This window comes from Shewanella metallivivens, from assembly GCF_028750675.1.
GTDB lineage: Bacteria > Pseudomonadota > Gammaproteobacteria > Enterobacterales > Shewanellaceae > Shewanella > Shewanella metallivivens.
The window spans coordinates 235,648-256,178 of sequence record NZ_JAQQPZ010000013.1 but is presented as its reverse complement, the minus strand read 5'-3'; the positions used below and the strand labels follow the sequence as shown (position 1 = coordinate 256,178).

General features: G+C 44.0%; 15 protein-coding genes. 8 read left to right on the top strand and 7 right to left on the bottom strand.

Going from position 1 to position 20,531, the window contains the following annotated elements; translation table 11 throughout:
* Window positions 1-32 precede the first annotated feature (32 nt).
* From PQR79_RS13865 to dauA, 6 genes are all read left to right on the top strand, one after another.
* Complete coding sequence (locus tag PQR79_RS13865) at window positions 33-1,439, top strand: TolC family protein (RefSeq protein ID WP_238106289.1); 1,407 nt, start codon at window positions 33-35, stop codon at window positions 1,437-1,439.
* Complete coding sequence (locus PQR79_RS13860) at window positions 1,436-2,641, top strand: efflux RND transporter periplasmic adaptor subunit (protein WP_238106290.1); 1,206 nt, start codon at window positions 1,436-1,438, stop codon at window positions 2,639-2,641. Before PQR79_RS13865 ends, PQR79_RS13860 begins: the two co-directional genes overlap by 4 nt.
* Before the next feature lie 2 nt (window positions 2,642-2,643).
* Entirely contained in the window at window positions 2,644-5,802 is a 3,159-nt protein-coding gene (locus PQR79_RS13855) for an efflux RND transporter permease subunit (protein ID WP_238106291.1), read from the top strand.
* 18 nt (window positions 5,803-5,820) lie between these two features.
* Window positions 5,821-6,510: a response regulator transcription factor gene (locus tag PQR79_RS13850; protein WP_238106292.1), complete on the top strand. Its 690-nt coding sequence runs from the start codon at window positions 5,821-5,823 to the stop codon at window positions 6,508-6,510.
* Window positions 6,507-7,769 carry a sensor histidine kinase gene (locus PQR79_RS13845; protein ID WP_238106293.1) on the top strand — a complete coding sequence of 421 codons (1,263 nt, stop codon included), beginning with the start codon at window positions 6,507-6,509 and terminating at the stop codon, window positions 7,767-7,769. Before PQR79_RS13850 ends, PQR79_RS13845 begins: the two co-directional genes overlap by 4 nt.
* A 296-nt stretch (window positions 7,770-8,065) precedes the next feature.
* Window positions 8,066-9,832 carry a C4-dicarboxylic acid transporter DauA gene (gene dauA / locus PQR79_RS13840; RefSeq protein ID WP_238106294.1) on the top strand — a complete coding sequence of 589 codons (1,767 nt, stop codon included), beginning with the start codon at window positions 8,066-8,068 and terminating at the stop codon, window positions 9,830-9,832.
* Between the two features lie 90 nt (window positions 9,833-9,922).
* Here dauA and PQR79_RS13835 read toward each other — a convergent pair whose 3' ends face one another.
* From PQR79_RS13835 to PQR79_RS13825, 3 genes are all read right to left on the bottom strand, one after another.
* On the bottom strand, window positions 9,923-10,444 hold the full coding sequence (locus PQR79_RS13835; RefSeq protein WP_238106295.1) for a DUF6702 family protein: 522 nt from the start codon (window positions 10,442-10,444) through the stop codon (window positions 9,923-9,925).
* Window positions 10,441-12,897, bottom strand: coding sequence for a M1 family metallopeptidase (locus PQR79_RS13830; protein WP_238106296.1), 2,457 nt, complete (start codon window positions 12,895-12,897; stop codon window positions 10,441-10,443). The genes PQR79_RS13835 and PQR79_RS13830 overlap by 4 nt, the downstream gene beginning before the upstream one ends.
* 168 nt (window positions 12,898-13,065) lie before the next feature.
* The gene (locus tag PQR79_RS13825; protein WP_238106297.1) at window positions 13,066-13,857 is read right to left on the bottom strand and encodes a substrate-binding periplasmic protein; all 792 of its coding nucleotides are present in this window, start codon (window positions 13,855-13,857) and stop codon (window positions 13,066-13,068) included.
* A 196-nt stretch (window positions 13,858-14,053) separates the two neighbouring features.
* Between PQR79_RS13825 and PQR79_RS13820 the strand changes: the two genes are divergently transcribed.
* Both PQR79_RS13820 and PQR79_RS13815 read left to right on the top strand, forming a co-directional pair.
* Complete coding sequence (locus tag PQR79_RS13820; protein WP_238106298.1) at window positions 14,054-15,061, top strand: NAD(P)H-quinone oxidoreductase; 1,008 nt, start codon at window positions 14,054-14,056, stop codon at window positions 15,059-15,061.
* Between the two features lie 368 nt (window positions 15,062-15,429).
* Window positions 15,430-15,867, top strand: coding sequence for a hypothetical protein (locus PQR79_RS13815; RefSeq protein WP_238106299.1), 438 nt, complete (start codon window positions 15,430-15,432; stop codon window positions 15,865-15,867).
* Window positions 15,868-15,995: 128 nt separating this feature from the next.
* Here PQR79_RS13815 and PQR79_RS13810 read toward each other — a convergent pair whose 3' ends face one another.
* The 4 genes from PQR79_RS13810 to PQR79_RS13795 form a co-directional block, all read right to left on the bottom strand.
* The gene (locus PQR79_RS13810; RefSeq protein WP_274408548.1) at window positions 15,996-16,409 is read right to left on the bottom strand and encodes a DUF2391 family protein; all 414 of its coding nucleotides are present in this window, start codon (window positions 16,407-16,409) and stop codon (window positions 15,996-15,998) included.
* Window positions 16,399-17,439, bottom strand: a complete 1,041-nt coding sequence (locus PQR79_RS13805; RefSeq protein ID WP_238106301.1) for an aldose epimerase family protein — start codon at window positions 17,437-17,439, stop codon at window positions 16,399-16,401. Before PQR79_RS13805 ends, PQR79_RS13810 begins: the two co-directional genes overlap by 11 nt.
* Before the next feature lie 23 nt (window positions 17,440-17,462).
* The gene (gene galK, locus PQR79_RS13800; RefSeq protein ID WP_238106302.1) at window positions 17,463-18,605 is read right to left on the bottom strand and encodes a galactokinase; all 1,143 of its coding nucleotides are present in this window, start codon (window positions 18,603-18,605) and stop codon (window positions 17,463-17,465) included.
* A gap of 195 nt (window positions 18,606-18,800) precedes the next feature.
* A complete protein-coding gene (locus PQR79_RS13795; RefSeq protein WP_238106303.1) occupies window positions 18,801-20,465 on the bottom strand; it encodes a cation:proton antiporter family protein in 1,665 nt (554 codons plus the stop codon).
* Between the last annotated feature and the right edge of the window lie 66 nt (window positions 20,466-20,531).

Sequence of the window (20,531 nt, the reverse complement as noted above, 5' to 3'; positions counted from 1 at the left end):
TGGTGTAATACACAGGTTTTGAGGCGCAAATCATGATGGTAAAACTGGCTTTACGTAACGCAATGCTCGCACTGATGGTGTCGACACTTTTGGGCTGCAGCAGTGTCGATTATGCCAATTATAGTGACCAGGCGAGCCAAACTGAGGCCGATCTTAGCCAGCGCTTATTGGCGCAGCTATTGGCAGAATCAAAGCAAAGGGATGCTGCTACAACTTCACCCGTTGCCGTGGCGACATTGACCGACCTCGTTAACGTGCCAGAGTTACAGCAATTTATTACTAGCGCACTAGCAAATAATCCGAGTTTGCAACAAAGCGTTGTGGCGTTAAATATGGCGTATGCCCAGCATGGTATTACCTCTGCAAGTCGTTTGCCCTCGGTTGATGCGGGCTTTAGTGGCTCAGCAACAGAAGACAGTGACGACAGCTACACCACCGACATCACAGTGAGCTGGGAATTAGATTTATGGCAAAAAATTGCCGACAGCAGTCATGCTGCCTTAAAAGATATTGCAAGTTCACAAGCCAGTTTACAAAGTGCCAAAGATTTAGTGGCGGCCAATGTCATGCGCAGTTGGTTAGACATTAGCTTACAGCGGCAATTAGTGGCGATTGAAACACAACGTTTAGCGGTACTTGAAAACAACCAGGCACTGATTATGGCGCGTTATCGTGTGGGTTTAGGCAGTTTAGAAGACCTTGATAACGCCAATACCAGTACGGCGAGCACTCGCGCCACACTGGCGAGTTACCAAGAGCAGCTTGCCCAAAGTCAACGTGACTTAACCCTATTAACCGGACAATGGACCGGTGAAGAGTTAGCCGCCAATATCGCCACGAAATTTCCTGCTGTTATCAATCCAATAAGTGTACTGGGTGAACAAAACCTTGGGCGTCGACCAGACGTTAAGATGGCATTTTATAATATCGAAGCCGAATCATTACGTACCGATGCCGCTTATAAAGCGATGTTACCGTCTATCAGTTTATCTGCCAGCCTAACCGACATGGCAGAGTCGCCAAGTGACGCGCTACTCACAGGGCCACTATGGAGTGTGCTTGGGCAGTTATCTGCGCCGTTATTTCAAGGTGGTTTGTTAAAGTCGCAAGCCGAATTGGCGCGCTTAACCACTGAGCAAAGTTACTGGATTTACCAAGACACCCTATTAACCGCAGTCAACGAAGTTGAAAACAGCGTTGGCCAAGAGTATTCACTGGCTAAACAACAACAATATTTAACCGAGGCACAAATGAGTGCTGAGCGTAGTTTTGTCAGTTACGAAGAAAAGTATCGCCAAGGTTTGGTTGATATTTTTGACCTACTTACCGTGCAGCAGCAAACCTATGATATTGAAGCGCAGCTTGCCACCACCATTTATAACCGTCTTGTTAACCGCATTGATTTAGGCCTGGCATTAGGTCTAGGGGTATCCGCATGAAACTTAACCGTATGAACGTCATTGTTACTGTATTATCTGTGGGCAGCATTTTTGCAGCATTAGGTTATACCGCCTCTAAATTACCGCCTGCGCCTAATCAAAAAGCCCCCGCTGCTGAAGCTCCGGGCAAGCCACTTGAAAAAAGTGCGCCTGCAACGTTATTGCCTCAAGTGGGGGTTGTTACGGTTAATGGTCAAGAGTACCAAGCAGAAGTGATTGGTTTTGGTGAAGCAAAACCGCGCTTTGAGCTCACCTTAAGTGCAGAAGTCAGTGGAAAGGTCATTGAGCTAAATCGTCAATTTGAATCAGGCCAGGTGATCAAAAAAGGCACGGTATTAGGTCAAATCAATGACACCAGTTATCAACAAGCATTAACCCAAGCGCAAACCGATGTTGCCCAGGCAGAACTGGATTTATTAGAAGAGCAACGCGAAGGCGAACAAGCAAAAGCGGAGTGGTTGCGTTCAGGTTTGTCTGGCGAGCCAGCATCACCGCTTGTATTGCGTACCCCACAATTAGCTCAAGCTAAAGCCGCATTAGACAATGCAAAGCAAGCACTTAAAAAAGCCCAACAAGATCTGGCTTACACCCAAATTACTGCCCCCTTTGATGCATTGATTATTAGCCGCAATATTCAGCCAGGAAGCTATGTGCAAACCGGCACAGAACTTGGCATCTTGTACAGTGTGGCCGAAGTTGAAATCAATGTACCTTTGTCTGAAATGCAATGGAAAAACTTACCTGCATTTGATAACGCTGAATTAGCCAAAACGCCTTGGAATGTCACGTTACAAAGCACCGATGGCCAATATCAATGGCAAGGCTACATTGAGCGCGTAGAGCAACATTTAACCGAAACCAGCCGTCAACGTTCATTAGTCGTGGTGGTTGATGACCCACTTGCACAGCAAACCGATTTGTATCCAGGCACCTTTGTTAAAACCAAGATTCAAGGCAGGTCGCTAACAAACTTATGGCAATTACCTTCGTCGGCTATTTCACAACAAGGTGACATTTGGTTTGTGGACGAGAATGGCCTATTAGCTAAGTCTGCAGCTAATATTGCATTCGAAAAAGGCGGCTTTGTTTATGTGACACCAATGACTAATAAGCAAGATATGCCAGCCCAAATGCAAGTTGTAAAACGCCCATTAAGTAACTTTAAAGTTGGCACCAAAGTGTTGGCTAAGGAAGAGGTATAGTGATGTCTAATCCTCAATCGACTCACACAGGGGCAATAGCTTGGTTTGCCAGAAACTCAGTAGCATCTAACTTACTGTTAATTGGTATTATTGTTGTAGGTCTGTTCTCGCTTAATAGCTTACGAAAAGAGGCTTTTCCGAGCTTAGAGCCAGATCGTGTCACCGTGTCTGTCACCTATGACAGTGGCGATCCTGTATTAGCAGAAGAAGGCATCGCGATTAAAATTGAAGATGCCTTAGAAACCGTACCAGGGATTAAACGTATTACCTCAACCTCTAATGCCAATGGCAGTAGTGTGATTATTGAGAAAACCAGCTCGTATGATTTAGATACCTTGCTCACCGACATTAAAACCAATGTCGACGCCATTTATAACTTTCCTAGCGAAGCTGAAAATCCGGTTATCGATAAAATGCGCATGCAAGATCATGCGCTGTGGATTGAGATTTATGGTGATACAGACCGCACCACATTGCAGGCATTAGCAGAGCAATTAAAGTCAGATTTATTAAGCCAGGATGCCATTCACGACCTTGAGATTAAAGCCAAAGCTGAGCCAATGATTTCAATTGAAGTCGATGAAGCAAAGCTGCAAGCCTATGGGTTAACCTTAGAGTCTGTTGCTAATGCCGTAAACGCTGAATCTGCGACGTCAATTTCGACCAGCTTGTACAACGACGATAAAACTGTGCGCTTAAAAGTGTCAGATCAGGCGTATCAGCAACAAGACTTTATGGCTCTGCCCATCATTACTAACAGCCAAGGTTCGTTAATTACCTTGGGTGATATTGCCACAGTGAAAGATGATTTTGCTGACGACACATTTGTATTGTCGCGTTATAACAATGTCAGTTCGAGTGCGATTGAGATTGTGATGGATGAAAACGGTGACATCGTTGATATTGTCGATCAAGCAAAGCAAGTGGTTGAAAAATGGAAAAATTCGAACGTCTTACCTGAGAATGTCAGTATTGCCTCATGGTATGACAAAAGTACACTTATTACCGAACGTTTAAGCCTGTTGGTTAAAAATGCCCTAAGCGGTATTGCGTTAGTGTTTATCATTTTGGCGTTATTTTTAAACCTTCGTGTGGCGTTTTGGGTAGCGGCAGGCTTGCCGTTTGTGTTTTTTGGCACCTTGTTTTTCATGACCAACAATTTTGCCGGATTAACCCTGAATGAAATGACCACCTTTGGCTTTATTATGGCGTTGGGGATTGTGGTTGATGACGCAGTAGTGGTCGGTGAGAGTGTCTATAGCACCAGACAAAAATACGGCGACACGATTGATAACACCATTAAAGGCACGTTAAAGGTGGCAACGCCGACTATTTTTGGTGTACTCACCACCGTGGTGGCGTTTGTGGCTTTAGCCAATGTAGAAGGGCGCTTAGGGCAGATTTATGCTCAGTTTGGTACGGTAGTGGCGATTTGTTTAATGTTGTCGCTGGTGGAATCTAAGTTTATTTTACCGTCACATTTAGCCCATATTGATACTAAGAAGCGTGCTAAAAAATCTTGGTTTAACCACATACAGCATGCTGCCGACAGCGGTTTAAAGTGGTCTAGTCGAGTGATTTACCAACCATTAATTGAGTTTGCATTGCGTTTTCGTTATGCCGTGGTGATGGTGTTTATTGCGATGTTTATTTTGGTGGCCGGCATGCCAATTACTGGCAGTGTCAGGGTGGCGTTTTTCCCAGATATTACTGGCGATACAGCGGTTGCTGACTTTTCGATGCAAAATGACGCCAGCTTTGGTCAAACCTATAAAAACTTAACCAGCTTAGAAAGCGCGGCTAAACGAGTAGATGCTCAGCTTTCAGCCCAGTATAGCGATGAGGACTCCGCCACGTACATTAAGAGTTTACATGTACTTGCCAGCAGCAGTGACTCAGGCCAGGTAATGGTTGAGTTAGCGTCAGGTGCGCCTTATGGCCTAAAAGAATTTACCGTAAAATGGACCGAAGCGGTTGGCCAAATGGAAGGGGTTAAAAAGCTAAAAGTGTTAGCTAAAAAAGAAATGCTCGATAATTTTAAAGTAGAGATAAAAGCCAGCGATACTGAGTCAGTGTTTGCTGCTGGGCAAGCGTTAAAAGCGGCTATCGAAACCATGGACGGCGTCAGTGGTATCGATAACAACCTGGATTTAGGTGAACCACAATACCGCTTTGAATTAACCGCTCAAGGCCGCGCACTCGGATTTGATACTGAAACCTTATCTGGGCAAATACTGCAGTCATTTGGTGGCGGCGTGGTACAGCGTTTTCAACGCGGTAAAGACGAAGTAAAAGTGCGCGTACGTTACCCAGATGAAGACCGCCAAACCATTGGTGATGTCAAACTTGCTAATGTTCGTACTAGTGACGGAACCATAGTGCCATTAAGCCATGTAGCCGATATTTTTAACGACTATCAGCCATCAAGTATCACCCGTATCGACAGTCAACGTGCGGTGTATATTAGTGCGGTGTTAGATAAAGATAAGATTGCTTCTAATGAGTTAGTGAGCCAATTACAACAATCGTTAGTGCCGCAACTTGAAGTGCAATACCCAGGCGTGAGCTTTAATTTTGCCGGTGAAGCTGAGCAGCAAGCCGAAACCACAAGCTCAATTGAGTCGATGTTTGTGCTGGCGTTGATTGCCATTTATGCCTTATTAGCCATTCCGCTTAAGTCGTATGTGCAGCCGGTGATCATTATGACCGCGATTCCATTTGGTGTGGTTGGGGCGATTTTAGGCCATTGGTGGAACGACTTAACCATCAGTATTTTATCGTTAAATGGTATATTGGCTTTAAGTGGTGTGGTGGTAAACGACAGTCTATTATTGGTGTCGCGTTTTAATGAATTGCTTAAAGAAGAAGGCTTGTCTGTACACGATGCCATTGTTGAGTCATGTACCGGACGCTTACGTGCAGTACTGCTCACATCGGTGACCACGTTTGCAGGCTTAGCACCATTATTAGGCGAAACCTCATTACAGGCGCAGTTTTTAATTCCTGCAGCGGCTGCTCTTGGGTATGGTATTTTGTTTGCCACAGTGATCACCTTGATTTTGACACCGTCATTGCTGTTGATTCAATGCGAAACAAAAGAGTTTATCGCCAATATCATGAATAAATTGCGCCCTAATCATGATGCGGTAGCGCCAGTATAAAACCAAGGAGCCAGTTCGATGACAGCTGATAAATTACAGTTATTACTGGTTGAAGATGATCTCGATCTCGCCACAGCGGTAATCGAGTATTTAGAACTCGAAGACATCTTGTGCGATCACAGTGCTAATGGGTTAGCTGGGCTGCATTTAATTCAGCAAAACCATTACGACGCGATTATTTTGGATTTAAATTTACCCAAAATGAATGGCCTGCAAGTGTGCGAATCTATTCGCGCAGAGGGCATTGATGTGCCAGTGTTAATGCTCACTGCGCGTGACACCCTAGATGATAAGCTTACCGGTTTTGCCAATGGCACAGACGACTATTTAGTGAAGCCATTTGCTATGGAAGAGCTTATTGTCAGGGTCAAAGTGTTGGCCCGTAGACGCAGTGGCCAGGTGCAACGTCTTACGCTGGCCGACTTAAGCGTTGATGTACAGCAAAAGCAGGCTTTTCGTAATAACGTCGAATTAAAACTGTCGCCGACCGCATTGAAAATTTTAACCGTATTACTGCGTGCCAGCCCCAATCCTGTGTCACGGGAAAAGTTAATGCAAACGGTATGGGGCGATGAGCAACCCGACAGTAACAGCTTAAAAGTGCATATTTTTAATTTACGCAAACAAGTTGATGCAGACCATGACAACAAGCTACTGCACACTGTGAGTGGCTACGGTTTTGCAATAAAGGAATCTGATAAGGCATGAAGATACTCCCGAGCATTCGGTTATATGTGATACTGGCTATGCTGGTGACCGGTATTGGTACCATATTGATTTTGTCAGCGCTGAGTTTGCACTACTTTGTTGCCGGTATGGATTCATCGATGCGGATTGCCATGTACGCTCAAGGCCAGCAACAAAATGTATCAGACGGCAAGCCATATCAGTTTGATGCATTTACTGTTGCTAGTCGTTGGCAAGACTTGCCTGAAACCGTGCGGCAAATCATGCTAACGCCACCCACAGAATTTAATGTGTTAAATAAGACCATTGTGGGCGGTAATCTCATTACTCCGCCTGATGTCGGCTATTTTACCATGAAAGTACAATACGGTACTGAAACACGCTTTGTATCCACCGTATTTGAACGCGAAAAAATCGGCGCGTTTAAACGACAAGGCCCTCCGTATTTTTTAATCATTTTTCTCACTGCAATACTGGGTATTATTGCTTTTGCTGTCGTACTCATTTTGGTGATACGTCGTGTAACGCAGCCAGTAGAGCGACTCAAAAACTGGGCGAAAGGCCTCACCACTCAGCAACTTGAGCTGCCAACGCCAGATTTTCATTACAGCGAGCTTAATACGTTAGCGTCAATCATTAAAACCAGCTTAAGCACAGTGCAAGAGAGCCTAGCTCGCGAGCAGCAGTTTTTAAGTTACGCCAGCCATGAGTTGCGCACGCCTATTGCCGTGGTTCGTACCAATACCGAGCTATTACAAAAAATGATAAGCAAAGGGGTTAGCGCAGACAAACAAGCACAAGTGGTTAGCCGTATTGAGCGTGCGGGCATCACCATGACAGATTTAACTGAAACCTTATTATGGCTGACGCGGCGCGAAGGAAAAAGTTTACCACTGAATGAGGTGCACTTAGGCCCGCTTATCCGTCAACTTGTGCAGGATTTAGATTATTTAACCCATGGTAAAAATATTGAACTTAACATCACGACAGATGAATCTTCACAGCAATTACCCAATACCCTATGTCGTATTATTATGACTAACCTTATTCGTAATGCGCTACAGCATACGCAAGAAGGCTCGGTGACCATTGTGCAGTCGGCAACATCGGTCAGTGTGATTAATCAGTTTGAAGCTCACACCAGCAGCAGCGACGATTTAGGTTTTGGTTTGGGGCTTGAGCTCACTACGCGTTTAATTGCCCAATATGATTGGCCATATCAAAACATTGAAACGAATCGAGGGCGAAAGGTGGCTATCGACTTTACTAGAGCCTGTTGATCTTTGCTGGTTGAATGTTGTTTGAGTTAAAAACGTGTTGATCTCGCAGAACAGCTTCTTGCTAATTGATAGGGCGCAGCCATAGCGATGCCTTGCACCATTTCCATTAATGATGTGACCAGTCTGAGTAGTCACTGATTAATGCTAGTTATCATCACATTATAATGCTAGTTATCATTATAATGTGATGATAATAAAATTATCATCTAGTGGTAACTTAATTTGATTGTACTAGCGGGCAATCGGCCTATAATGAGGGGTATCTTTTATACCGCCTAGGTTATGGGATCGCCTCAATGAAATACCGCACACATTTATTTTCTCTTCGTATCGGGCATGCGCTCCGAGAGTCCTTAAAAGACAATCCTTACAGCATTGCCGTATTTTCTAAAGATTTATTAGCAGGATTAACCGTTGGTATTATTGCCATTCCTCTGGCAATGGCATTGGCTATTGCCATCGGTGTGGCGCCGCAATATGGCTTATACACAGCCATTATCGCTGGGTTTGTGATTCCGCTAACGGGTGGCTCGCGCTATAGCGTATCAGGGCCAACGGCCGCATTTGTGGTCATCCTCTATCCCATCGTGCACCAATATGGCTTGTCTGGGTTACTGCTTGCCAGCATTCTATCTGGCGTGATGCTAATCATCATGGCGTTGTTTCGTTTAGGGCGCTTTATTCAATATATTCCGGAGTCGGTGACGTTAGGCTTTACCGGCGGGATTGCCGTTGTTATTGCTGTGCTGCAAGTAAAAGACTTTTTGGGATTGAATATTGCAGACATGCCAGAAAGCTTTGTGGGTAAAGTGGCCACCTTAATTCAAGAGATACTAGGGTTTTCTGGGCCGACGTTATTGGTGGGCTTAAGCACCTTAGTGGTGTTTGTTTTATGGCCAAAGCTTAAGATAGCGGTGCCTGCGCATTTACCCGCGGTGGTGGTGGGCAGCATCGTGGCGTTAATGTTAAATCTGCAAGGGTTTAATGTGGCGACGATTGGCTCAACATTCAGTTTTACCCTAGCCGATGGTTCAATTGGTGCGGGGATCCCATCAATGCTCCCAGATTTTCAATGGCCCTGGTTGCGCTCACAAGCCGGAGAAGTCCCACTGGTGTTTAGCTGGCAATTAGTCAGTGATTTATTGTCAGCGGCATTTGCCATTGCCATGTTGGGCGCAATTGAGTCGTTATTGTGCGCGGTAGTGTTAGACGGTATGTCAGGTAAAAAGCACAGTGCCAATAGTGAATTACTGGGCCAGGGGATCGGCAATATTATTACACCATTTTTTGGCGGGATCACCGCGACTGCGGCCATTGCCCGCTCGGCGGCAAACTTTAAGTCTGGCGCGATGAGTCCCGTCGCTGCCATGATCCACGCGCTGGTGGTATTGGTGTCTTTGTTGTCTTTAAGTCGTATTTTGGCGTATATCCCCATGGCGGGCATGTCGGCACTGCTTATCATGGTGGCGTGGAACATGAGCGAAGCGCCCAAAATTGTTCATTTAATCAAGAAAGCTCCTGCCAGTGAGGTACTCGTCTTGCTGGTGTGTTTGTTATTAACCATTTTATTCGACATGGTAATAGCGATCAGCGCTGGGATTATTTTAGCCTCGCTGCTATTTATGAAACAAGTAGCCGACATGACGAAAGTGCAAGACATTAGCGAGCAGAAAAAACACATACACGTTGAACTGCCGCCGCGCTGGAAAGTCTTTAAAATTAACGGGCCATTATTTTTTGCTGCCGCAGATGGCGTATTTGGTGAGTTGGTTCATTTAAGTGCTGAGCAAGACGGCGTGGTATTGTATTTCGATGGGGTGTCTATTTTAGACTCGGGCGGCGTTGCGGCATTATACAAATACATTGCCAAATGTAAGCACGATAACACCCGAGTATTGTTGGCTGATTTTCAATTTCAGCCGCTGAAAACCTTAGCAAAAGCCGGCTTTAAGCCCGATGGAGTGCAGTGCGTAACGTATTCAACGTTAGCCGATGCGCTAGATGACATTGTCAGTGAAGAAACGGCTAGTGACGATACCGTTCGCGATGTAAGAGAGAGTTAAATATAACAACGCCATACAGGTTGATTGGGTATATATGGTCAGTATGGCGTTTCAATATGTTGCTATTGTTTTGTGCAAGTTACGCAGTGTTTATTTATCCGCTTTCGCCACTTCAATGTAGTGCCATGAGTCAGCAATGTGCAGCCGTACCGAAGTGACATGCTTATTACGTTCTACATTAATGTGGTTTGTTTGTTCTGACCATAACTCTTGTAGTGTGTTCATTTTAAGGTAAAACCCGTCCATATCTTCTGTTATCGGGGTTTCTTGATACACCCACAAATACTGACCTTCTAGCTCGGTTCCAACATAGGTTAAGGTTAACGGCTGTTGTTGTTGATCTTGCATGGCAAATGTCGACATTGCGTAATAGGCAAAAGCTTCACGTCCAACCGGATCGCCGATCAAATCGGTATTTTTATCGATCACTTGTTGGGCTGCATGTTCTGCATCGTGTAAATAAAAACGATGTTGAATTTCCAGCATGCCGCTGCGCTGATTAAATACAATACTGGTGTAGGCTTCTTTTTGCTGGTGGCCAAAGGCATTACCTGCAAATAGGCTTAAACTCACAATACTGATTAATACTAAGCTGATTAATGGGCGCATCATTTCTTTTTCACTTTAATTTCAGGTTCTTTCAACGCTTCTTTGTTGTCATGCATAATATCGCGGTATTTGTTGCCTTTACGCTCTTCTTCTTTAAAAGCTTCAATACGTGATGGAATAATTTGACGCGGATAATAGTTGTTTTCAATATCGACGTCGGCTGTTTCACCACGGCGGTCAACTACGGCAGAGACCAAGATATTGTCTTTATCGGTCACAATTAGCTTACTGACCTGCGATGGCGAACGACGCCAAATTTCAGCCGGTAATACTAAAGATTCAGTGTTGCCATTCTCGAAGGTCAATTCGAGCAGGATCGGCATCACCAGACCACCAAGATTCGCAAAGTTAAACACGTAGTAGTTTTTATCTTCTTTTAGCGCTCGAGCAAGCACTTGTTGCTCCCATGGGTCGAGTTCTGCGTGTTTTTTGTTGTATTTATTTCGCTCTTTATTCGTGACGCTAAATTGATCATGTTGGTCGTGATAATCAAGGTTGTCGGAGTTCAGTTCAACCCAGGTTTTTTGGCCGCTTTGTTGATTTCGCTCAACAGAATAAGGCATGGGCTTGGCTTGATAGTCTTGACGACGGCGATCAAAATCGATGTCTGGATTGTTGGTATCTAGGCGCAGTTTATAAATGCGATCAAGTGAAATATCCACATGGTCAGTAGTGTAAAACCAACCACGGAAAAACCAATCTAAATCAACCCCAGAGGCTTCTTCCATGGTGCGGAAAAAGTCGCTCGGTGTTGGGCGTTTGTTCATCCAACGGTGACTGTACTCTTGAAAAGCAAAGTCAAATAACTCACGGCCTAATACCACTTCACGCAAAATATTTAATGCTACTGCTGGTTTAATATAAGCATTTGGTCCTAGCTGCAACACACTGTCTGACTGGGTCATAATGGGCACTTGTACGTTTGACTTCATGTATTCAGTCACATCACTTGGCTCACGTCCCCAGGGTAAATTAGGGTCCCATTCGCGTGTGGCTATGCCGTCTAAAAAGCTGTTTATGCCTTCATCCATCCAGGTCCATTGGCGCTCATCTGAGTTTACGATCATCGGGAAGTAATTATGGCCGACTTCGTGGATAACCACGCCGATCAAAAATTGTTTTTCAGACAAGGTATAGGTGCGGCTTTCATCGTCGTGCCAAATGGTGCGCGGGCCATTAAAGCTTATCATTGGGTATTCCATGCCGCCAACAGGACCATTGACACTAATGGCTGCAGGGTATGGGTAGTCGAAGGTAAAACGTGAATAGACTTTTAGGGTATGGATCACTGAGGCGGTTGAATATCGCTGCCATAGCTCACCACCTTCTTTTGGGTAAAACGACATTGCCATTACGTGGGGATTGTTGCTGTCTTTTTGCTGGTAACCTTGTGCGTCCCATATAAACTTACGCGATGATGCCCATGCAAAATCGCGAACATTGTCAGCTTTAAAGTGCCATGTTTTAGTGCCACTTACCACACTTGATTCATTGGCAAGGGCTTCATCTGCCGACACAATAAACACCGGTTTTTTCGCCGTTTTAGCCTTTTCTAAGCGTTCACGTTGTGCAGCTGAAAGTACGCTTTTGCTGTTTTGCAATACGCCGGTTGCGGTGACGATATGGTCGCTCGGTACGGTCATACTGACATCGTAATTACCAAACTCTAGGGTAAATTCACCGCTGCCTAAAAATTCTTTGTTGTGCCACGCTTCGTAGTCAGAATAGCTGGCGACTCTAGGAAACCATTGGGCTAATAAAAAGATATCATTACCCCCTTCACGCTCATCGTCAGGAAAATGTTCATAACCCGAGCGAGCCCCAACGGCATCTTCTTCTAAAATATTGTAACTGTAATTTATATTGAGTGTAGTGGATTGATTGTGAGGTAACGACTTGGGTAAATCGATACGCATTTGAGCGCCGACGATGGTGTATTTTAGTGGTTTTTTGTTTGCATCGGTTACCGCTGCAATCTGGTAGCCTAGATTATTGTCGGCTAAAAAGTGTTGGCGACGCAGATCTTGCAGGCTGATTTTTGCAAATGCACTGTCGCCATAAGTGTTCGCCGCGCTCACACTACCATCAACGCCATTAAAGGTACTGCTACGTTCAGCGATAGAGTCGGATTTGAAACGGTTTTGCTCTAGCTGTAACCATAAATATTTTAGGGTATACGGAGAATTGTTGTGGTAAGTAATGACTTGCTTACCTTCAATGCGGCGCTTTTTTTCATCTAGTGTGACATTGATTTTATAGTCAACTTGCTGCTGCCAATAGTCTTTTCCTGGCTCTCCTGCTGCATTGCGGTAATCATTTGCGGTTGGGAGGCTTTCTTCAAGTTGCCGAAATTTATCTTCAAAATGACCTTTGCTTTGAACAATCTCTGAAGCTGAACTCGTAAAAATGGCAGAGCTGGTAAAGGCCAATAATAGCAGTTGGCAACATACGCGCATAAATATTCCTCTAACACCTGTCAACAGATGTTATTCATCCCAAATGATAATTTATTGTTTTTGTGGGTGTGAGTTTAACCAAGATGGAATGAATATAAAGTGAAATAATGTTACCAAATCTTGCATATTATCAATGGATATTTGGAGATGAATACAGGAGAAATGACATCAATTAAGCGCAGGAAGGAACTTGTGAAGACGTTTATAGCGTGCCTTGTCATAACCAACTTCAGGTAATAATCTGTATTTGTTCATAATACTTTGATATTCGCCATTGTCTTTAAGCAGTTTAATGCCGTTAGCTAACATAACGGCATTTGCCTGATTTTGCTGACTAAATCCTACATATAAGGGTACTGGTTTGCCTATCGTACCTGCATAACGTAATTGTTGACTTAAGTTTAATTGACTCGCGGTGTACTCAATGACATTTTTATTGTCGATGATCACCGAATAACGGCCTTTTACAAGACGAATAATATTCATCGCTAAAGGGTCACTTCCTGAGGCAAAATAACTGTTTGGGTGTGCGTTTAGCCAAGCATCAAGCTCTATACCATAATCGTAACCTGCTACAACAGCTGCCTGCTGGGTGAAATTAAGATCTGATACATAGTTAAACGACTCTTGGCTGTCGACTAAGGTGTAAAAGTCATTACTGTTATAACCAAAAACGACATCCGCACTCACTAATTTATTGGCGGCAATGGCGCTTGGGGTTAACGCTAATACGGCGTCAATATTGTTTCTTTGTAGCTCAACTAAAGCACGTTTATACGGAATAGTTATAAACTCAACTTTTTGGTTTTGGATTTCAAAAGCGCGTTGTGTTAATTCTACAATATAGCCTTTTTGATTTTCGCAAATATAGGGGCACCAAATATCTGATGCAATCCGGACCGGTGTTGCATGGGCGTGAATACTGGCTAACAACAGCATAAGTGATAGGTATTTTTTCACGTATTTTGCTCCATGGTTTAAGCGGTCGGGTATAGTAAAGGTTCAGCTAATATAGGCAAGCTATTTGGGCGTTTAAAGACGTTTATTGTTCGTTTTGTTTAAAAATGTGCTTATTTTGTAAACAAAGATATTGACCAAATTACAGCCTATTTATGCCTATTTACATTTTAGTAACACTTATTCGAGACAATATTTTATGGCAACACATAACAGACAATTTACCCATGTGACTGTTGAGCAATCCGGCGAGCCGACAGTGATGACTATGGCGCAGTCAATCCTTGATTTACCATCACCTGGCCAAGTGACTATTAAAGTGTATGCCGCGGGTGTGAATGGCCCGGATATTAAACAGCGTGTCGGCGCTTATCCGCCGCCAGCAGGGGCAAGCCAAATTATCGGCTTAGAAGTTGCCGGTGAAATTGTTGCTGTAGCCGACGACGTGACACAGTGGCAAGTGGGTGACAAGGTGTGTGCGTTAGTCCCTGGTGGCGGCTATGCCGAGTTAGTTAACACTTACGCAGCCCACTGTTTGCCTATCCCGACGGGTTATAGTTATGTACAAGCCGCAGGGTTACCTGAAACCTTTTTTACGGTATGGGGTAACTTGTTTATTCGCGCTGGGCTTAAAGCGGGAGAGAGCGTGTTAATTCATGGTGGCTCTGGTGGCATCGGCACGACCGCGATTCAAATGGCCAGTCGCCTAGGTGCAACAGTGTTTGCCACTTCTGGTAGTGCTGAAAAATGCCAATATTGTATTGAGCAAGGTGCCAGTGTGGCGATTAACTATAACGAGGAGCAGTTTGTTGAACCCATTTTAGCTGCTACCCAGGGTGTGGGCGTTAATGTGATTATGGATATCGCCGGTGGCGACTTTATTAATGAAAACCTAAAAGCGATAGCTACCGATGGACGCATGGTGTCAGTGGCAATGCAGCGTGGTGCGCAAGCAACTATCGATATTTTCCGTATCATGGCAAAACGCGTGGTGTGGACAGGTTCAACACTGCGCCCACAAAGTGTCGCCAATAAAGCACAAATAGCCCAAGGCTTAGCAGAGTACGTTTGGCCGTTGTTAAACTCAGGCAAAATGAACATTCCAATCGACAGCGTGTTTCCTTTCTCGCAGGTGGTACAAGCGCACCAGTTAATGGAGTCTGGCAAACATAAAGGCAAAATAGTGTTGGATTTAGGCGCTCAGTAAAGATGATCCAATAACACAGTGATACCGATAAAATTTTTTAGATAAAAAACTTGAAGGCTGTTTTATTTAGGCTATTGTCCATTTATTAAAGATCAGTTACCAAGGTGATTAACTTGGTCTATATAGCAGTTCAATAGCCATTTTTTTACTAAGGGTACTGGTCTTGATGTGAAGAAATTTTTCTAAGACTGCAGTTTTTATGCGATTACGCGAAAAATTCATCGTTTTAGGCATTGATTCTCAGAAATATTCTGTTTAAATACCCACGTAAATACAGAACAGATAATCGTGGTGCAGATTGGGTGTTTTATTGTCCAGTACACTGCATCATTTTTAGAATATGTGTTGATTTAAGGGCGTTAGCATATATGTATAACACAGCAAAAAAACTTTGGGTTGGCGAGTTAAGAACATCGAAAGGCAATACTATTGTCTTTTATGATGGCCAATTACCACAAGCGTCACCTGGGCGCGTCTACATGTTCCACACTGTGCGAAACACCATTGTTGAATTTGTAGAAGACATCGTTAAAGTTAATTTACATGAATTAGATGACGAACAAACAAAAGCCGCTATGGCTGAGTTTGGGGATGCTTGGAAAGCTGCTCGTGCTGAGTTTATGTTAAAGCACCAATCACGGATAGATTTGTCAAAAGTGCCAGATACGGCACCACCTCGCAAAGCCAAGCCAGTGGCTGAGCCTGATGAGGTTGCTGATTCAGATGATGATATACCAGATTTTGATGATTCTGATGACGACGATGACGATAATTACGACGAAATGGGTGATAACCTAGACGATTAACCGTGTAAGCAAACTATTGTCATTGATAATAATAGTTTGTTTTACCGTGATTTATCGTGTTATCAAAACGGCATAAAGAATGACGATTCTTTATGCCGTTTGTTTTTGTGCTAAATGTCGTTGCTTGATTATTCTTTATCGAAACTATCCACAATAATTGCGCCCATAGATGCAGGCATCGCAATTAAAATAATGCGCTTTAACGCTAAAATGGGGTCGGTTAGCAACGGCAGCTTATTTAATGCCAATAACACGATGCCTACCACCAATAACGTTAATAAATACGCCACCACCACGCGCAATAAAAACGCCTCTCTACGATTAACAATGTTGCCCTGAAACACGCTCTGATAGGCAAATAAAGTAATAAATGCCAACGATAGCAATACCACTAGAACCAAATTGAGTGTCGGTAGACTTGCAGATAAGCGCCACGCTTCTTCAGAAAATGCAATTGGCACCGACAAGGCAAAAGCGCCGACAGCGATTTGGCCGATATCTTCGGCGTTAAATGTGGGTTTGGGGCGCAAGTTATTCAACATCGAACTGATAGCGAGTCATGTGATGGTACACCTTGTCTGGTGTTACCCATACCTCACTTGCGCCAGGCAGGTTAGGTTGATTAGGCGAGTCTGGCAGCATTTGCGGTTCAATACACACTGCTTGATGGTCAACGAGCACCTGCTGCTTTTTCGCTATGGTGCCTTGTAAAAAGTTAGCCCCGTAGACCTGTACACCAGGTTGATTGGTGTAAACCGTCATGTTGCGGCCGCTATTGGGGCTGGATAAACAGCCAAAGCGTTGTAAGTCTGCCCCTGGGTTATCAAGCACATAGCAGTGATCAAAGCCTTGAGTCGCGGCTAATGCGGCGCGCTGTGTTTGTACCGACATTGGTGTGGCTGTCGCCATATCAAGGTCGCTGCCTTGAGTGGGTGCTATTGCGATCGGTACACCCACATCATTCATGGTGAGGTAACGGGTCGCATCCACTTGCAAGGTATGCTCTGCATTGGTGTTGCTGCGGTTACCGTCTAGGTTAAAGTAGCTGTGTTGAGTTAAGCTTATTGGGCAGGTTTTGTCGGTGCTAGCGAGCATTTCAATGTACAGATTATTACCGGCTAAGCGATAATCTAATTGCACAGTGCAATTGCCTGGAAACCCCATGTCGCCATCAGGACTTTTAAGGGTTAAACGCACACCATCACTTAGGGTGCCTAATTGCCATAACTTGCGGTTAAAGCCCTCTGTACCACCGTGTAGACAGTTAGTTGCTTGATTAACGCTTAGCGAGTAGTCTTGCCCTTTATATGTCATTTTTCCATTAGCAATACGGTTACTGTACCGGCCTGCAATGGCACCTAAATGCACTTGTTGGGTTAAATAGTCTTCAGCGCTATCGCAACCTAAAACAATATTTTTACGTTCACCATTGCGATCGGGTGTCCATAATGATCGAATGATGCCGCCTAGACTTAATACTTCAAGTGCGATGATGCCATTATCTATCCTAACCCGCTCAATCTCGCCACCACGAGGATCTTGCCAAGGTTCCAGCACACTAAAACGTACCATTTACGCCTCTCTAATTGTTATTTCTAGCGGATGCGTCCTGCACCGCCACTGGCTGAACATAAGTGAATTGTTGCTTCAATGCCTGTTTTAGCAAAGAATTGATTTTCAACTAAATTAATCACATCATCGCTTAAGTCATGGCTCACTAATGCAAGGACACAGCCATCACTCATACGTACGCCACCTTGTTCACCTATCAAGGTTGAAATCATGGTGACTAGGGTGTCTATTTCTGGACTAATAATGTCAAAATCATCCCGCATAGACGCTTGCGATTGAGCCATTAACTGGCTAAAACGTGCAATATTGTTTTGTTGTAATGCGCGAGCGGCATTACTGGTGCGTTGATTTTCACTAATGATATGACGTGCTCGGCGGAATTGTTCATCATCTAATAGTGTTTTACTTTGATTTAATTGGCTTAAAGACAGGTCACGCAACGAATCAAGTCCAAGCAATTGAGTGATGTGATTAGCTTGTTTTTTACGTTGTTCAAATTGTTGAGTAAACGCATTCCGGTCTTGTTTGGTATCAATAATAATCATGCTCAGCTCTTCAGGCAGCAACACTGGTTCGCTTTCAAGTTCTAAGCAGTCAATTAATAAGGCATGGTCTGGCTCTGCCATCGCACTGATCATTTGGTCCATCATGCCGCAATCTAAACACATAAATTGGCTTTCACCGCGTTGGGCAAGTTGTGCAATAGCTAATGGTGATAAATGTAACTGGCTGGCGTAACTAATCGCGGTACCAAAGGCAACTTCTAACGCTGCCGATGACGATAACCCCGCACCTAATGGTACATCGCCCACGATGGCCAAATCGAGTCCTTTTGCTTGCAAGCCAGACTGATGCATAGCTGCGGTGACACATTTTAAATAGTGGCTCCAGTCATCGCCGGCAGCAACAGAGCCTTCTTCACCAAAATGCCATTGTTTAATTTGCCCTGGAAAGGCAGTCGTTACCGCACGAAATAAACTATCTTCGCGATGTTTTACAGCAATAACGGTATGGAAATTAATTGCCGCTGGGAGGGCTAAACCTTCGTTATAATCGGTATGTTCACCCATAATATTCACTCGGCCTGGCGCTTGATATAACTCATCAGGCTTGGTGCCGAATGTTTGAACAAATAATTTAGTCGCGCGTTGAGCAGGGTTAGACATACTTCAAAAAATCCAACTAAAGAGTGACAAGAAAAGACAAACTAACATTGTTGAGTTATAGCATGACTTTACGGTGTCTGTAACTGAGATTTTCTTATCTGAACTAGAATTGAAAATACTGTGTCGAAAACAAAACGCCTACATTAATGTGTCGGCGTTTTGTTAATAGCGCTCAGGTTAGTCAATTTATGATGGTCATTTAACGTGGTGTGTTTCAGCGTCATTTTCATCATCAGTTTCAGCCGTATTAACGGTTGTAAACGCTGGCACTAATTCAGGCGGAGACTCAAGCAACTCATTGATTACATGGTCAACAAAACCTGCACCCGCAGCTTCGTACAAGTTGTAAACGGTATGTACGCCAGACTCCCTTAATGACTCAGCATCTTCAGCATATTGTACAATTGCGCTGATTTTCCCTTCATAATTCAATTTGTGGAGCTGTTGCACCGCAAACAAATTACCCACATGATTTGGCATGGCTAATAGCACTAATTCAAGGTTCGGTGCGCGTTCCAGTTTTTCCCAAAAATCGGTATCGCTAGCGTCACCTTGAACAACATTTCTGTCATTGGCACGATGAAAATCAACCAGCTCTTGTTTGTGTTCAATCCCTAAAATTTCACCTGTGTATTTAGCGCGTAACTCATCGTAAGCACCAGAACCAATACGACCCATCCCCAAAATTAAAAAGCGAGGGTTACCAATTCTAATCTGTCTGTCTTCAGGGTGAAGCGGGTGACGCTCAAGCTTGGTGAGTTTTGATTGATAGCGCTGATATATTTTGCTCACACTGTTGTTCAGTGGCGCAGCAAATAAAAAGCTAATACTCAATGCGACGGCAATAATGATTAACCATTCTGGCGGTAACCAACCTTTATACGCCGCAACAGCTGCCACAATGAGGCCAAATTCGCTGTAGTTACCTAGGTTAAACGAGGCCAATAATGATGTCCGTGAGCGCAATTTAAAGCGAGTTAATAAGTAAACGAACATGACGATTTTTATCGGCACTAACGCCACTAAAATGGCTGCCAAACCAATATCAGCGAGTGTCGGTAACCCATTAAGGCCAATCGTTAAGAAAAACGCGACTAAAAATAATTCTTTAAAGTAATAAATCGATTTAGCCAGCTCAGATGATTTTGCATGTCCCGCTAATAAAATACCGATAATTAGTGCGCCTAAATCAGGTTTTAAGCCAACGGTTTCAAATAACCATGCGCCGACAACCAGCGCCATCACTAGGCCAAATAGCACCAACATTTCACCGTGGCCGACACGGTCAAATATTTTGTAAATTAACGGGCGAAGGACTGGCAACAACAACAGGCCAAAGGCCCAAACCGACGGGATATTACCTTTAGAGATAGTTAAAAAGATGACCGCAAAGATATCTTGCATAATTAAGATACCAATAGCGACACGGCCGTAAAGCGACTGCATATCACCGCTATCTTCAAGCACTTTTACCGCAAATACCGTGCTCGAAAAACTCAGGGCGAACGACACTAACATCAGCTGATTAATGCTAAAGCCATCGAGTTGTTCTATGCCTAAAAAGCCAAGGAGCTTGAGTACAGGGACAAAAAAGATAATTGAACCGATTAAATGTAAACTCGACCCTGCCCAGACTTCGGCTTTAAATAAGCTTTTAATATCGAGTTTAAGGCCAATAGAAAACAGCAGCAGTGTGACCCCTAAATCGGCCAGTTGTTGCAAAATGGGTAAGCTAGAGTCTTCAATGCCGAAAGTGAATAATACGAATCCCGCGACAAGATAACCAATGAGTGGCGGTAAGCCGACTCGACTCACCAACATGCCGCACAATAAGGTGACGATAAGAATAGCGGGTTCCATAAAACTCCTTGAAAAGGGATACAAAACCACATTGTATAAGAAAAAGTTTAACTTTCGATGACTTTA